The sequence below is a fragment of the Sinomonas sp. ASV322 genome (assembly GCF_030908245.1).
In the GTDB taxonomy this organism is placed as follows: Bacteria; Actinomycetota; Actinomycetes; order Actinomycetales; family Micrococcaceae; genus Sinomonas.
Window position 1 is genome coordinate 75710 of sequence record NZ_JAVFJJ010000008.1, and the last position, 14143, is coordinate 89852.

At 68.7% G+C, this 14143-nt stretch carries 13 protein-coding genes; 3 read left to right on the top strand and 10 right to left on the bottom strand.

Going from position 1 to position 14143, the window contains the following annotated elements; translation table 11 throughout:
* Positions 1-2: 2 nt before the first annotated feature.
* Both RBS12_RS12450 and RBS12_RS12455 read right to left on the bottom strand, forming a co-directional pair.
* Positions 3-1055, bottom strand: coding sequence for an ABC transporter permease (locus RBS12_RS12450; RefSeq protein ID WP_307966427.1), 1053 nt, complete (start codon positions 1053-1055; stop codon positions 3-5).
* A gap of 60 nt (positions 1056-1115) precedes the next feature.
* A complete protein-coding gene (locus tag RBS12_RS12455; RefSeq protein WP_307966428.1) occupies positions 1116-2111 on the bottom strand; it encodes a substrate-binding domain-containing protein in 996 nt (331 codons plus the stop codon).
* A 309-nt stretch (positions 2112-2420) separates the two neighbouring features.
* On the opposite strand from RBS12_RS12455, the gene RBS12_RS12460 reads away from it, so the two are divergent.
* Positions 2421-3161, top strand: a complete 741-nt coding sequence (locus tag RBS12_RS12460) for a GntR family transcriptional regulator (protein ID WP_307966429.1) — start codon at positions 2421-2423, stop codon at positions 3159-3161.
* Positions 3162-3210: 49 nt separating this feature from the next.
* On the top strand, positions 3211-4131 hold the full coding sequence (gene iolB, locus RBS12_RS12465; protein WP_307966430.1) for a 5-deoxy-glucuronate isomerase: 921 nt from the start codon (positions 3211-3213) through the stop codon (positions 4129-4131).
* 43 nt (positions 4132-4174) lie between these two features.
* Here the strand turns inward: iolB and RBS12_RS12470 are convergent, their stop codons facing one another.
* Complete coding sequence (locus RBS12_RS12470) at positions 4175-4804, bottom strand: NAD(P)H-binding protein (protein ID WP_307966431.1); 630 nt, start codon at positions 4802-4804, stop codon at positions 4175-4177.
* Positions 4805-4906: 102 nt separating this feature from the next.
* Here RBS12_RS12470 and RBS12_RS12475 point away from each other — a divergent pair, with 102 nt between their 5' ends.
* Positions 4907-5497, top strand: a complete 591-nt coding sequence (locus RBS12_RS12475) for a helix-turn-helix domain-containing protein (protein WP_307966432.1) — start codon at positions 4907-4909, stop codon at positions 5495-5497.
* 167 nt (positions 5498-5664) lie between these two features.
* On the opposite strand, the gene RBS12_RS12480 is transcribed toward RBS12_RS12475, so the two are convergent.
* From RBS12_RS12480 to iolC, 7 genes are all read right to left on the bottom strand, one after another.
* The gene (locus RBS12_RS12480; protein ID WP_307966433.1) at positions 5665-6552 is read right to left on the bottom strand and encodes a sugar phosphate isomerase/epimerase family protein; all 888 of its coding nucleotides are present in this window, start codon (positions 6550-6552) and stop codon (positions 5665-5667) included.
* Positions 6549-7574 carry a Gfo/Idh/MocA family oxidoreductase gene (locus RBS12_RS12485; RefSeq protein WP_307966434.1) on the bottom strand — a complete coding sequence of 342 codons (1026 nt, stop codon included), beginning with the start codon at positions 7572-7574 and terminating at the stop codon, positions 6549-6551. Before RBS12_RS12485 ends, RBS12_RS12480 begins: the two co-directional genes overlap by 4 nt.
* A 39-nt stretch (positions 7575-7613) precedes the next feature.
* Positions 7614-8531 carry a sugar phosphate isomerase/epimerase gene (locus RBS12_RS12490; RefSeq protein ID WP_307966435.1) on the bottom strand — a complete coding sequence of 306 codons (918 nt, stop codon included), beginning with the start codon at positions 8529-8531 and terminating at the stop codon, positions 7614-7616.
* A gap of 10 nt (positions 8532-8541) precedes the next feature.
* Positions 8542-10047, bottom strand: a complete 1506-nt coding sequence (locus RBS12_RS12495; protein ID WP_307966436.1) for a CoA-acylating methylmalonate-semialdehyde dehydrogenase — start codon at positions 10045-10047, stop codon at positions 8542-8544.
* Between the two features lie 84 nt (positions 10048-10131).
* Entirely contained in the window at positions 10132-12060 is a 1929-nt protein-coding gene (gene iolD, locus RBS12_RS12500; RefSeq protein WP_307966526.1) for a 3D-(3,5/4)-trihydroxycyclohexane-1,2-dione acylhydrolase (decyclizing), read from the bottom strand.
* A gap of 32 nt (positions 12061-12092) precedes the next feature.
* Positions 12093-13073, bottom strand: a complete 981-nt coding sequence (locus RBS12_RS12505) for a deoxyribose-phosphate aldolase (protein ID WP_307966437.1) — start codon at positions 13071-13073, stop codon at positions 12093-12095.
* Positions 13070-14059 (bottom strand): 5-dehydro-2-deoxygluconokinase, encoded by a 990-nt coding sequence (iolC, locus tag RBS12_RS12510; RefSeq protein ID WP_307966438.1) that lies wholly within the window; start codon positions 14057-14059, stop codon positions 13070-13072. The genes RBS12_RS12505 and iolC overlap by 4 nt, the downstream gene beginning before the upstream one ends.
* Positions 14060-14143: the final 84 nt, after the last annotated feature.

Sequence of the window (14143 nt, forward strand, 5' to 3'; positions counted from 1 at the left end):
CCCTACTTCCTTTCGGCGCGGTTCTTGACGATGAGGTTCACGATCGTGGCCAGCAGGAGCATCAGGCCCAGGAAGAACTTGAACCAGTCGGGGTTCCACTGGGCGTAGACGATGCCCTTGTTGGCCATGCCGAAGATGAAGGCCCCGATCGCCCCGCCCACCGCGGAGCCGTAGCCGCCGGTGAGCAGGCAGCCGCCGATCACGGCGGCGATGATGTAGAGGAACTCGTTGCCCACGCCCTCCCCGGACTGGACGGCGTCGAACGCGAACAGGTTGTGCATTCCCAGGAGCCAGCCGCAGAACCCGACCCCCATGAACAGCCCGATCTTCGTCGCGGTGACCGGGACCCCGACGGCGCGGGCGGCGTTCGCGTCCCCGCCCACCGAGAAGATCCAGTTCCCGACCCGGGTGCGCAGGAGGATCCACGACGCGATCACCACGAGCACGACCCAGTAGAGGATCGGAATCTTGAAGTCGACGCCTCCCACGACGAGCTCCGAAGCGAACACTGCCTTGGCCGCGGCGAATCCGTCCATGGTCGCGATCGACGGCGAGGAAACCGCCCCGCCGATCAGGCGGGTCAGGGCCAGGTTCAGACCCGTGAGCATGAGGAACGTCGCCAGGGTCACGATGAACGAGGGCAGCTTGGTCTTGGACTGGATCCACCCGTTGACAAGCCCGATGGTCAGGGAGACGACGAGCGCGAGGCCCACCCCGACCCAGACATTCAGCGAGAAGTACCACGAGAACAGGGATGCGGTGAGGGACGACGTGATGACGGCGACGCCCGCGGAGAGGTCGAACTCGCCGCCGATCATCAGCAGCGAGACCCCGACGGCCATGATGCCGATCGTCGAGGAACCGTAGAGCACGGTCGCGAAGGCATTGGGCTGCAGGAACGTGCTCGAGACGAGCGAGAAGAAGATGAAGAGGACGACGGCGCCCACGAGCGCGCCCACTTCGGGGCGTCCGAGGAGCTTCTGGAAGGGGCTGCGACGCCCGACCCGCTCGTCTGCGATCGGCGTCGGGGCCGAGGGCAGTGTTGCTGTTGCCATGGGAAGGACTCCTTGTCGGGCGGGCCGCGCGGCGGGCGCCGCGCGGCCCGGTTCCTTGGTCTAGCGGACGCCCTGCTGGGCGAACTTGAGGACAGTGGACGCGTTGGCCTTGTCCACGATGGTCGGTCCGGTCAGCACGGGCTGACCACCGCCGAGCTTGAAGCCGCCGCGCTTGTTCTGCCATAGCGCGTCGACCGACATGTAGCCCTGGAGCCATGGCTGCTGGTCGACCGTGAAGATGACCTTGCCGTCCACGATGTCCTGCGCGAGCTCGGCATTGAGGTCGAAGCTCGCGACCTTGGCGCTGCTGCCCGCATCGGTGACCGACTTGAGCAGCGTGATCGTGATGGGGGCGCCGAGGCCGATGATCACGTCGGCGTCCTTCGAGGCCTGGAGCTTGGCCGTGGCCGTCGACTGGACGGAGGTCATGTCCTGGCCGTTCACGTACAGGATCTCGGTGCCCGGAACCTTGGCCTTCACACCCGCGCAGCGGTTCTCGAGGCCTACGTGGCCCTGCTGCTGGATCACGCAGATGGGGTGCTTGTAGCCGCCCTGCGCGAGCTTCGTTCCAACGGCCTCGCCCGCGAGCTTCTCGTTCGAGCCGAAGTGCGTGAAGGCGCCAAGCTGAGCCGAGACGTCTTCGCCGGCGTTGAGGCTCACGACCGGGATGCCGGCATCCGTGGCCTTCTTGACAACATCTTTGAGGGCGTCCGGGGTCGCAAGCGTCACGGCAATGCCGTCGACCTTCTGGTCGATGGCCTGCTGGACAAGCTGGGCCTGACGCCCCGCCTCGGGGTCGTTGAGGTACTGCAGGTCTACATTGTCCTTCGCCGCGGCCTCTTCGGCGCCCTTGCGGACGATGTCCCAGAAGGTATCGCCAGCGGCCGCGTGGGTGATGAGGGCGACCTTGATCTTCGGGGTGGAGGCGACCTGGCCACCACCCGCGCCTGCTGCGTTGTCTGCCGGCTTGCCGCCCTGCGAGGAACACGCCGCGAGGGCGAGCATCGGGACGGCGAGCGCCGCGACAGCCATGCGACGCCAAGTGAAAGTGCTCACGGGAATCTCCTTCGATCCATACGGCCCCGCCCGACAGCTGCGTCGCGGTCTCGGGCCTTGGCTTGATCTTGGGTGATCTGCCTCACGCATGTCAATACTTTGTCCATACATAAGCACTTTATTATGGAACGATCTAGTGGAGGCCGACCCGTTTGTCAGGTGCCGCATACATGGGCGACATGTCGCAAGAAGCCACGAAATCCCTGACGCCTCCCGCCAGGGAGTGCTATGATCTGCGCAAGATATTTGTCCTATCAAATAAACAAACGGACGAGGGCGCCCGCCCACCGCCCAGCCCAAGGAGGGGTCATGGCGACCAGCCTCAACATCCCTATCGATCGGTCCTCCCCCATCCCGCTCTACCATCAGGTGGTCCAGGGCATCGAGGCGATGATCCGCACCGGTGCCCTTGAGCCGGGATCGAAGCTCGAGAACGAGATCGAGCTCGCCGCCCAGCTCAACCTGTCGCGGCCGACGATGCGAAAGGCCATGGACGAGCTCGTCCGGGCCGGCCTCCTCGTGCGCAAACGCGGCGTGGGCACGCAGGTCGTGGCGAGCCAAGTGCGCCGCCACCTCGAGCTCTCGAGCCTCTACGACGACCTCTCCCAGAGCGGCAAGGAGCCCACGACGAAGGTCCTGGCCTTCCGCCATGGCCCCGCCGAGGAGGAGGTCGCCACGACCCTCCAGCTTCCCCCGGGGATCGGCGTCTACCACTTCACTCGGCTCCGCTCTGTCGGGGACAAGCCGTTGGCCCTCATGGAGAACTGGGTGCGGGACGACGTCGCCGAGCTCACGGAGGAGGGCCTGCGGGCCCACGGCATGTACCAGATCCTGCGCGAGGCCGGGGTGAACTTCCGGCTCGCGAACCAGCGCATCGGCGCTACCGTCGCGGACGTCTACCAGGCGGATCTGCTGCAGACCTCGCCGGGTGCCGCCCTCGTCACGATGGAGCGCACCGCCGTCGACGACACGGGCCGCAACGTCGAGACCGGACGGCACGTCTACCGCGCCGACTCCTACAGCTTCGAAATGACCCTCGTCCAGCGCTGAGAACGCCACGTTCCGGCGCCGGGATCGAACCACGGAAAGGAACACCCGCATGGCAGAGTGGGTCTACCCCCTCGGTAGCGCCTCCGACGGCGCATGGCAGGTATCGCTCGGCGCACACGACAGCGCGCTCGCCGTCGACGGCTGGGCGCATACCGGCATCAAGGTCGCAGAGCTGGCCCCGGGCGCAAGCATTTCGCTCGCAGCGGCCGGCGAGGAGCGCATCGTCGTGCCGCTGACCGGCGCCTTCGAGGCAACGGTCGACGGCGACACCTACCCCCTGCGCGGGCGCGCCTCCGTCTTCGCGGGCCCGAGCGACGTCCTCTACACGGGCATCGGCAAGGCCGTGGAGATCTCCAGCCCGCAGGGCGGACGCGTCGCCGTCGCCCTCGCCCCCGCCAAGGCCGCATACCCCACTCGGCTGATCCGCGCCGAGGAGACCCCCCTCGAGCTGCGCGGCGCCGGAAACTGCTCGCGCCAGGTGCACAACTTCGGCACGCCCGCCGCCCTCGAGGCCGACCGCTTCATCGTGTGCGAGGTCATCACCCCCGCGGGCAACTGGTCCTCCTACCCGCCGCACAAGCACGACGAGGAGAAGGAGGGCGAGACCAACCTCGAGGAGATCTACTACTTCGAGACGCGCCTCGCCCCCGGCTCCCCCGTCGGCGCAGGCAATGCCGGCGCGGCCGACGTCGCCGGCCAGGATCCCGTGGGCTACGCGCGCGTCTACGCATCCGACGAACGGCCCATCGACGTCAGCGCCGAGGTCCGCACGGGCGACGTCGTGCTCGTCCCCCACGGCTGGCACGGCCCCGCCATGGCCGCGCCCGGCTACGACCTCTACTACCTCAACGTCATGGCCGGCCCCGGCCGTGTCCGCGAGTGGCTCATCAGCGACGACCCGCACCACGGCTGGATCCGCAGCACGTGGGACGCCCAGGCCGTCGACCCGCGCCTCCCGTTTACGTCTTAATCGTCCAGGGGTCACCTCCCGCGGGTGCCAACCCGTCCAGGGGTCACGTGGCGACGGACACCGCCTCGCGGACGGCCGCGCCGTCGACGAGGCTCCTGAGGATGTAGTCGGCGACATCGGCGCGACGCGTGCTGTACCCCCGCGGCAGGTTCCTGCCAATCTGCACGCGGTACGCACCGCCCGGGCCGTCGAGAAGCCGGGACGGGCGAACGATCGTCCAGTCCAGTCCGGACGTCCGGACGACATCCTCCATCTGCCGCAGGTCGACAAAGTTGTGAGCAAGGATCCGCTGGAGAATCGGCTTGGCGACGTACCGCGTGAGGAAGTCGTCGGCGTCGTCGACCACCATGCCGCTCGCGCTCACGACGGCGAGTCGGCGCACCCCCGCACCGTTCATCGCCTCGACGATGCTCGCGACCCCCGCCGAACAGACCGTGGTCGGCCGCCGGATCTCCCGGTTGCCGAGCGCGGACACAACCGCATCGGCGCCGGCCAGCGCGGGCTCGATGCTCGCCGGATCCATGACGTTGCCACGAACGACGACGACGCCCGGCACCGGGGAGAGCCGCGCCGGATCACGGACGACGGCGGTGACGTCATGGCCGGCCGCGGCAGCCTGGCGGACAACTTCAAGGCCTGTACCGCCGGTTGCGCCGAAAACGGTGATTCTCATGGCAATCCCTCCGAGTTGGTGAGCACTTACTAACTAGGTTTTCGGCTACCATGGTGAGTGAGTAATTACTCACCTGTCAAGACTGCAGCACTCGGAGGCCCCGTGGACACTCGCGGCATGATGCTCGACGCCGCCGCGCACGTCATGCGCACGAAGGGCCTCGCCCGCGCGACGACCAAGGAGATCGCCCGCGAATCAGGGTTCTCCGAGGCGGCCCTCTACAAGCACTTCCGCGACAAGACGGATCTGTTCCTGGCCGTGCTGCGCGAGCGCACGCCGGGTCATCTCCCGGAGCTGCTCGCCAACCTCGTCGAGACGCGGGGCCGAGGGGACCTCCGTGCGAATCTCGTGAAGGTCGCGCGGACCGCAATCGAGTTCTACGGCGAGACGTTTCCGATGGCAGCCTCGATCTTCTCCGAGCCCGCACTCCTTGCCGCGCATCGGGAGGCGCTGATCGGGCGGGGCGCGGGCCCGCAGCACGTGCGCGACGCCCTCGCGCGCTACCTCGCGGACGAGAAGGCAGACGGTGCCCTTGCGGCTGACGCCGATCCCGAGGCCGCGGCTGCCCTCCTGCTCGGCGCGTGCTTCATGCAGGCCTTCCTCGGGAACTTCACAGACAACGCGGGGCCGAGCCCTGAAACGCTCGTGGACACCCTCCTCGCACGCCAGTCCATTGAGGGACGCAATCCTTGAGGGACGCCCCACCCCGTTCAAGAGTCAGGTCCCGTGGGTGACAACCCACGGGACCTGACTCTTGAACGATGAGGCACCTCACAAGAGGTGACCCTCCCCACCGGCTCCCAGCCTTCGCAAGCTCAGGCCGGGTCCCTCGCCGGCGTGGGCCCAGAACCGTGGGACCGCTACGCGCGGCCGCCGGCTGCCGCGCTCCGGACGTACTCCTGCATCGTCCGGAGCTGGTAGCGCGAGACTTCGGGCGCGTTCTCGTCTTCAGCGAAGACGCTCGAGACCATGACGGTGTCGTCGCTGTCGAGGAAGCCGATCTCGCCCAGGCCGCCGAAGAACTCGTCCCAGTTGACGTCGCCGTCGCCGATCTTGAGGTGCTGGTGCACCCGGACCGAGTTCCCGGGCGGGTTGGTGATGTAGCGCAGCCCGTGCGAAGCGTGGTGGTTCATAGTGTCCGCGACATGCACCACGCGGAGGCGGTCGCCAGCGGCCCGCATGATCTCAAGCGGGGCGTCCTTCATGTGGAACGTGTGCGACGCGACGTATACCATGCCCACGTTCGGCGAGTTGAGCCCGCGAATGACGCGCAGCGCCGCGAGGCCTTCCTCGACGAAGTCGTCGGGGTGCGGGTCGATCGCGACGTGGACGCCCTCTCGCTCGAAGATCGGCAGGAGCTCCTCCATGGACTTGTAGAAGCAGGCCTCCGACTCCTCGGGCTTCTCCGGGCGGCCAGAGAACTCGGTGTTCATCTGGTTCGCGCCGAGGTCCACGGTGATCTGGATCGCGCGCTTCCAGTACCGCACGGCCGCCTCGCGGGCCGCCTCGTCAGGTCCGGACCAGCGCAGCACCGGGAGCACCGAAGCGACCTCGACGCCCGCGTCCGAGCACGCCTTGCGGAACTGCCGGACGAGATCGTCGTCGGCCTTGGGGTGCGTGAAGAAGGGGATCACGTCCCGGTGCGGGGTGAGCTGGAGGTACCGGTACCCGAGCTCGGCCGCAAGGGCCGGGAATTCTAGGAGCGAATGCGAGTGGTGGAATGGTGTGGGATCGAGAGCGATCTTCATTGCGCGCCCTCGTTGTACAGCGCGGGCTTCTCGTGCAGAACCACCGCGACCTTCTCGCCGCTCTTCTGCGCCTCGACGCCGGCCTCGCAGCAGGCCGCGGTCGCATAGCCGTCCCAGGCCGACGGCCCGCCGAGCTCGCCGCGGAGGGCGGCGTCGACCCACGCCTGGACCTCGGCGTCGTACGCCGCGCCGAAGCGCTCGATGAAGCTCGGGGGCACGGCGCCGCCCCATCGTCCCGCACTCCGGACGTACGCACCGCCGTCGCGCCCGATGTTCACGATGCCCTCCTCGAAGGCGGCCTCGGTGGACACCTCGTAGCCGAACTGGGCATTGACGAAGATCTCGACGTCGGCGAGCACTCCGGAGGAGGTCTCGATCAGAACGTGCTGCGGATCGTGCTGGCCGTTCGGCGCCTTCGACGAGGCCTTGCCCAGGCGGACCTGCACCGAGGTGATCTCCTCCCCGGTGAGGTAGCGGATCACGTCGAACTCATGCACCACGGAGTCGTTGATGAGCATCTCATTCGTGAAGCCGGCCGGGGTGCTGGCGTTGCGGTGGCGGCAGTGCAGCATGAGCAGCTCGCCCAGCTCGCCATTGAGGATCAGGCCGCCGAGCTCGGCGTACTCGGCGTCATAGCGGCGCATGAAGCCCACCTGGATGCGCTTCCGGCCCGCGGCGACCTCCGCCTGGACGATCTTCCACGCCGACTCGGCGTCGGGGGTCAGGGGCTTCTCGCACAGGATCGGGATATCCAGGGGAAGAGCCTCGAGGAGAGCCGCCTCGTGCAGGAAGCCGGGCGTCGCGATGACGACGGCGTTGATGTCGCCGGAAGCGTAGGCTTCGGCGGCGCTCGTGTAGGCCTTGGCCCCCGGGATCCCGGCGATCGCGGCGTTGGCGCGGTCCACGTCGATGTCGACGACGGCGGCCACTTCGGCGCCGTGGATGCGCGTGTGCAGGCGCTTGATGTGGTCCGCGCCCATCATGCCGGCGCCGATGACGGCGACGCGCAGGTTGTCAGTCATGTTTGAACCTTTCACAACAGGTCCGGCATTCACCGGAGGTCAGGAGACGCGGGTACGGGAACCGCACGAGAGGAGGTAGTTGCGGGTGCGCTTGGCGATCGGGAGCGGGACGTCGAACGCGACGGGGTACATGTCCTGCTCGACGATGCCGAACATTGGACGGTCGAGCTTCTCGATCTCCTCGATGACTTCGCGGAGGTCGGGAAGGCCGCCCGGGGGTTCGGTCATGACGCCCGCGGTGTTCGCCGCAGCAAATGTGAGGTTCTCGGCGCGGACCTTCGCGAGGATGTCCGGATCGACCTGCTTGAGGTGCAGGTAGCCGATGCGCTCGGGGTACTTGCGGATGAGGTCGGCGCTGCTCGCTCCGCCGTATTCGGCGTGGCCCGTGTCGAGGCACAGGTTCAGGAGCTCCGGGTCGGTGTTCTCGAGCAGGCGCACGATGTCGTCCTGCGTGAGGATGTGGGAGTCCGCGTGCGAGTGGAACTGCTGCTTGAGGCCGAACTGCTCGCCAAGGCGGCGACCCAGCTCGTCGTGGCCCGCGAAGAGCGAATCCCATTGCTCGGGCGCGAGGACCTCGTTCTCCACGGCCTCTCCCGTGACGTCGTCGCGCCACATCGCGGGGATGACGACGATGTGCTCGCCGCCCATCGCGGCCGTGAGTTCGGCGACGCGGCGGGCCGGCTCCCACGCCTCTTCCCACTGGTCGCGACCACGGTGGAACGCCGTGAACACCGTGCCGGCCGAGACCTGCAGGTCGCGGGACTTGAGCTCGTCCGCGAGGCGCGACGGGTCGTTGGGCAGGTAGCCATACGGGCCGAGCTCGATCCACTTGTAACCAGCCTCGGCGACCTCGTCGAGGAAGCGCTCCCACGGTGTCTGCTTCGAGTCATCGGCGAACCACACGCCCCACGAGTCGGGGGCCGTTCCGATGATGAGCTTGTTCTCGATATCGGTCATCGGATGCCTTTCAGTGGGTCGTGGAGGGGAAGTTGTAGGAGGCGCCGGAGTGCTGTTTGGGTTCGGGCCAGCGCTGGGTGATGACCTTGCCTCGGGTGTAGAACGAGACCCCTTCCTCGCCGTAGATGTGCTTGTCTCCGAAGAGCGAGCTCTTCCACCCGCCGAACGAGTGGTAGGCCACCGGGACCGGGATCGGGACGTTGATCCCGATCATGCCCACGTGCACGCCGCGGTGGAACTTGCGGGCGTTGGACCCGGAGGAGGTGAAGATCGCGGTGCCGTTGCCGTACGGGTTGGAGTTGATGAGCTCGATGGCCTCCTCGACGGTCTCGACCCGGACCACCGACAGCACGGGGCCGAAGATCTCCTCGGTGTAGGCGGCCATGTCCGTGCCGACGTTGTCGATCACCGTCGGGCCGAACCAGTAGCCGTTCTCCTTGCCGGGGACGGTGAATCCGCGCCCGTCCACGACCAGGTCCGCCCCGCCGTCGGCCGCCGCGGTGACGATGCCCTTCATGCGTTCCTTGGACGCGGCCGTGATGATCGGGCCCATCTCCGCGTCGGGGTCGGTGCCCTCGGCAACCTTGACGGCCTCGGCACGCTCGGCGACCTTGCCCACGAGTGCGTCGGCGACGGAGCCGACCGCGACGGCGACAGAGATCGCCATGCACCGCTCCCCGGCGGAGCCGAACGCGGCCGCGGCGAGGTGGTCCGCGGCGTTGTCCAGGTCGGCGTCCGGGAGGATGATCGCGTGGTTCTTCGCCCCGCCCAGGGCCTGTACTCGCTTGCCATTCGCGGTCGCGGTGGCCTGGACGTACTTCGCGATCGGGGTCGAGCCGACGAAGGAGATCGCGTCCACGTCGGGGTGGGTCAGGAGCCCGTCGACGGTCTCCTTGCCGCCGTGCAGGACCTGGAAGACGCCGTCCGGCAGGCCCGCGGCCTTCCACAGCTTGGCCAGGAGCATCGAGGCGGAGGGGTCGCGCTCGGAGGGCTTGAGGATGAACGTGTTGCCCGTGGCGATCGCGACCGGCGCCATCCACAGGGGAACCATGACCGGGAAGTTGAACGGCGTGATGCCGGCGACCACCCCGACGGGCTGGCGGTAAGAGAACACATCGATCCCGGTCGAGGCCTGGTCCGAGTAGGCGCCCTTGAGCAGCTGCGGGATGCCGCACGCGAACTCGACGACCTCGAGCCCGCGCCCGATTTCGCCCTTCGCGTCCGAGAGAACCTTGCCGTGCTCGGAGGTCACGAGCTGGGCGAGCTCGTCGATGTGTGCGGCAACGAGCTCGCGGAACTTGAACAGGACTGCCGTGCGCTTGGCGAGGGAGATGTCGCCCCACGTCTCGGCGGCCTTCTTCGCGTTCGCGACGGCTGTCTCGAGATCGGCTGCGTCCGCGAGGCGCAGCTCGCCGGTCTGCTCGCCCGTGGCCGGGTTGAACACCGGCTGGGTCCGCTCGCCGACGCCGTTGGTCTCTTCGCCGTTGAGGAAATGCGGGATGGTCTTGATCGTCATGGATTGCTCCTTTGCAGGGGAAATGTGGCAAGCGGGCGGGCATGTCGGCCAAGGGCGGACGACGACGGGCCCCACCCGAGTGGGTCAGCCGAGGAAGGGCTTCTGCTCCGCCTTGTGCGCGGTGTAGGTGCGGTAGGCGTTCTGGGTGGATTCGAGCTCGGAGGCCCCCGAGACGGGGACGTCCCACCAGGACTCCGAGGACGGGGCGTCGATGAGCGGATCGGACTCGATGTGGATCACGATCGGCCCCGAACCCTCGGGCGCGGCCTTGGCCTTGGCGATCGCGGCCTGGAGGTCGGCGATCGCTTCCGGCCCGGGCTCGATCCGGTACACCGTGACGCCCAGGCTCTCGGCGTTGGTCGCAAGGTCGATCGGAAGCTTCTCGCCGTCGTCGAACGTGTGGTGCTCACGGTCGAGCGTGCGGTACTTCGTGCCGAAGCGCTGGGAGCCGAGGGACTCCGAGAGCGACCCGATCGAGGCGTAGCCGTGGTTCTGGATGAGCACGACGATGAGCTTGATTCCCTCCGCGACCGCGGTGACAAGCTCGGTGTGCATCATGAGGTACGAGCCGTCGCCGACCATGACGACGACGTCGCGCGGGTCTTCGCCCCGACTCACCGCATCCAGCGCGGCGCGCTTGACCCCGAGGCCGCCGGGGATCTCGTAGCCCATGCAAGAGAACGCGTACTCGACGTGGTAGCCCCAGGGGTCGCGGACGCGCCACATCTTGTGCAGGTCGCCCGGGAGCGAGCCGGCGGCGCAGATGACGACGTCGCGCCGGTCCATCGCGCGGTTGACCGCGCCGATGATGGCGTTCTGGGACACGAGCGGGGAGTACCGCTCATCGAACGCAGCGTCGACCGTCGCGTCCCAGCGGGCCTTCTCCGACGCGACCACGCTCTCAAGGTCCGCCCCGACGCGGTAGCCCGACAGCGCCGTCGTCAGCTGCACGATTGCCTTGCGGGCGTCGGCGACGATCGGCAGCGAGGTGCCGTGCTTGTAGGCGTCGATCGCGGCGACGTTGATGTTCACGAAGCGCACGCCCGGGTTCTGGAACGCCGTGCGGGACGCGGTGGTGAAGTCCTCGTAGCGGGTGCCGATGCCGATGACGAGGTCCGCCTCGCGGGCGAGGGCGTTGGCCGCCGTCGTGCCCGTGGAGCCGATCGCGCCGAGCGCCTGGGCATGGTCCCACGGGAGCACGCCGACGCCGGCCTGCGTCCAGCCGACCGGGATCCCCGTGGCCTCGGCGAACTCGCGCAGCGCGTCCTGGGCGAACGCGTACAGCACGCCGCCGCCGGCGACGATGAGCGGGCGCTTCGCGGCCCGGATCGCCTGCGCGGCGCGGGCAATGTCCTCGGCCTCGGGCTCGGGGCGGCGGATGCGCCACTCGCGCTCGGCGAGGAACTCCACGGGAACGTCGAAGACCTCGGCCTGGACGTCCTGCGGAAGGGCGATCGTCACGGCTCCGGTCTCGGCCGGGTCCGTGAGCACGCGCAGGCCGTGCAGGAGCGCGGAGAACAGCTGCTCGGGCCGGTTCACCCGGTCGAAGTACTTGGACAGGGGCCGGAAGGCGTCGTTGACGGTGATGTCGTAGCCGTGCGGCTGCTCGAGCTGCTGCAGCACCGGATCGGCCGCGCGGGTCGCGAACGTGTCGGAGGGCAGCAGCAGGGCCGGGAGTCGGTTCGCGGTCGCGAGGGCCGCGCCCGTGAGCAGGTTCGACGAGCCGGGTCCGATCGAGGTCGAGACCGCGAACGTCTGACGGCGGCGCGTGTGCCGGGCGTAGCCCACGGCCTGGTGCACCTGGGCCTGCTCGTTGCGCCCCTGGTAGTACGGCATGAGCGACGGGTCGGCGACCTGCCACTGCTTGAGGGCCTGGCCGACGCCGGCGACGTTGCCGTGGCCGAAGATGCCGAACATGCCGGGGATGAGCCGTTCGCGGTACTCAGTACCGCCGACGCGGTCGACGGTGTACTGGCGGCCGAGGAACTCGACGAGCGCCTGCGCGACCGTCATCCTGCGGGTGGTGCTCCGAGAGCTGCTGATGGTCACTGCGTGGCCTCCTTGCTGTCCCGTCCCGCCGGGGAGATCTCTTCAGTGCGCAGCAGCGATGCCGCCGCGGCGACGGCCCCGGCGACGTCCCCGTCGGCCGGGTACAGCATCGTGCGTCCCACGGTGAGGCCCTGCACCCCTGGGAGTGCGAGGGCCTTGCCCCATTCGGCGAAAACCTCGTCCTGATGCCCGGCCGGGTCCCCGCCCAGGAGCACGGTCGGCATCGTGGTGGAGGCCATGACGCGCTCCATCTCGTCCACGACCGGCAGCTTCATCCACGTGTACGCGCTCGTCGAGCCGAGGCCCGAGGCGATCGCGATCGACTTGATGACCGCGTCGGCCGACAGGTCGTTCTTGACCTTGCCGTCGACCCACGAGGAGAGGAACGGCTCGACCATCGCCACGAGCCTGCGCGCGGCGAGCGAGTCGATGGCCTTGGCCGTGGCCTCGAGGAACGGGGCCGTGGCCGGGTCGCCGAGGCAGATGCGCGTGAGCATCTTCCCGCCGTCGGCCCCGAGGGCCGCCAGGGCCTCGGCGGTGTGGCCCGTAAAGCGGTCGTCGAACTCGTTCACGAAGCCGGCCAGGCCGCCGCGGTTCATCGACCCGAAGACGAGCTTGCCCTCGAGTGCCCCGAGCAGAAGCAGGTCGTCCATGATGTCCGGGCTGGCCAGAACGCCGTCCACGGCCGGGTTCGCGAGCGCGATCCGGAGCCGGTCGAGGAGCTCCCGCCGGTCCGCCATCGCCTCCGGGCGGCCCTGCGCCGCGAGCGCGCCGCGGGCCGGGTGGTCCGCGGCGACAATGAAGTTCTGCTTCCCGAGCACGACGCCGGGGTGGCGCCGGCGGGCCTTCGCAGCACGGCCGACGGCATCCGGGTCCTCGAGGCGGACCTTGGTGAGGTGCTCGTAGCGGCGCGGGTCGTCGTCGAACGCGCCCTTCGCCAGAGGCGTCTGCGCACTGGAGGGAGTGGTCGTCGTCACCGGGCCACCGCCTCGGGGACGAGGCGGCCGCGCTCGGCGAGCAGCGAGGTGACCTCGGCCGGCGTCGGCATCGCATCGGCGCACGAGAGCCGCGAGGCGACGATCGCGCCCGAGGCGTTCGCGTAGTCCAGCACCTGGGCGAGCGACCAGCCGGCCAGGAGGCCGTGGCAGAACGCGCCGCCGAACGAGTCCCCGGCGCCGAGGCCGTTGAGCGTCGTGACCGGGACCGGGGCCGAGACGACGCGCTCCGTGCGGGTCTTCGCCATCACGCCCTCGGGCCCGAGCTTCACGACCGCGATCTCCACGCCCGCCTCGAGCAGGCGGTCCGCCTGCTCGTCGGGGGTGCCGTGCCCGACCGCGACGGCGCATTCCTCCTCGTTGCCGATCGCGACGGTCACGTGCGGAAGGACCTTCGCGACCTGCTCGCGGGCGGACTCCTCCGAATCCCAGAACATCGGCCGGTAGTCCAGGTCCAGGACCGTGAACTGCCCCGCCGCGAGCCCGGTGCGGGGCCGCGCCCCGTGCGCCGCGATGTGCGCCGCACGGCTCGGCTCCTGGCACAGGCCCGTGACCGTGGACCAGAAGATCCGCGCGCTGCGGATGGCCTCCAGGTCGAGCTCCTCGGCCCTGATCTGCAGATCGGGCGCGGTCGGGAAGCGGCCATAGAAGTACAGCGGGAACTCGTGCTTCTCCGGCAGGATCGCACAGAACGTCGCGGGGGTCTGCAGGCCCGCCACCGGGGTCACGAACGCATCATCGACGCCGAACTTCTGCAGCTCGCGGTGCAGGTACACGCCGAACGGGTCATCGCCCGTCCGCGTGATCACAGCCGTCCGACGACCGTGCCGTGACGCCGCCACCGCGACGTTGGACGGTGACCCGCCCAGATACTTGCCGAAACTGCTGACGTCCGCCAGGCCGACGCCGATGTCATTGGGATAGATGTCGACGCTGATGCGCCCCATCGTGAGAACGTCATAGGTCACGATAGCTGTGCCTTTCCTGCTGGAGCCCGGAGGTCCGGGCCCTCTCGCTGCCTGTGGCGGCGGCCACAGGCCAACTCTCCTACA

What these genes read in the sequence shown, in the direction of transcription:
- RBS12_RS12470 (WP_307966431.1), bottom strand. Translation starts at nt 4,804, where the DNA reads ATGAGAATCACCGTTTTCGGCGCAACCGGCGGTACAGGCCTTGAAGTT.
- RBS12_RS12460 (WP_307966429.1), top strand. Translation starts at nt 2,421, where the DNA reads ATGGCGACCAGCCTCAACATCCCTATCGATCGGTCCTCCCCCATCCCG.
- iolD (WP_307966526.1), bottom strand. Translation starts at nt 12,060, where the DNA reads ATGACGGTCGCGCAGGCGCTCGTCGAGTTCCTCGGCCGCCAGTACACC.
- RBS12_RS12485 (WP_307966434.1), bottom strand. Translation starts at nt 7,574, where the DNA reads ATGACTGACAACCTGCGCGTCGCCGTCATCGGCGCCGGCATGATGGGC.
- RBS12_RS12495 (WP_307966436.1), bottom strand. Translation starts at nt 10,047, where the DNA reads ATGACGATCAAGACCATCCCGCATTTCCTCAACGGCGAAGAGACCAAC.
- RBS12_RS12450 (WP_307966427.1), bottom strand. Translation starts at nt 1,055, where the DNA reads ATGGCAACAGCAACACTGCCCTCGGCCCCGACGCCGATCGCAGACGAG.
- RBS12_RS12480 (WP_307966433.1), bottom strand. Translation starts at nt 6,552, where the DNA reads ATGAAGATCGCTCTCGATCCCACACCATTCCACCACTCGCATTCGCTC.
- RBS12_RS12490 (WP_307966435.1), bottom strand. Translation starts at nt 8,531, where the DNA reads ATGACCGATATCGAGAACAAGCTCATCATCGGAACGGCCCCCGACTCG.
- iolB (WP_307966430.1), top strand. Translation starts at nt 3,211, where the DNA reads ATGGCAGAGTGGGTCTACCCCCTCGGTAGCGCCTCCGACGGCGCATGG.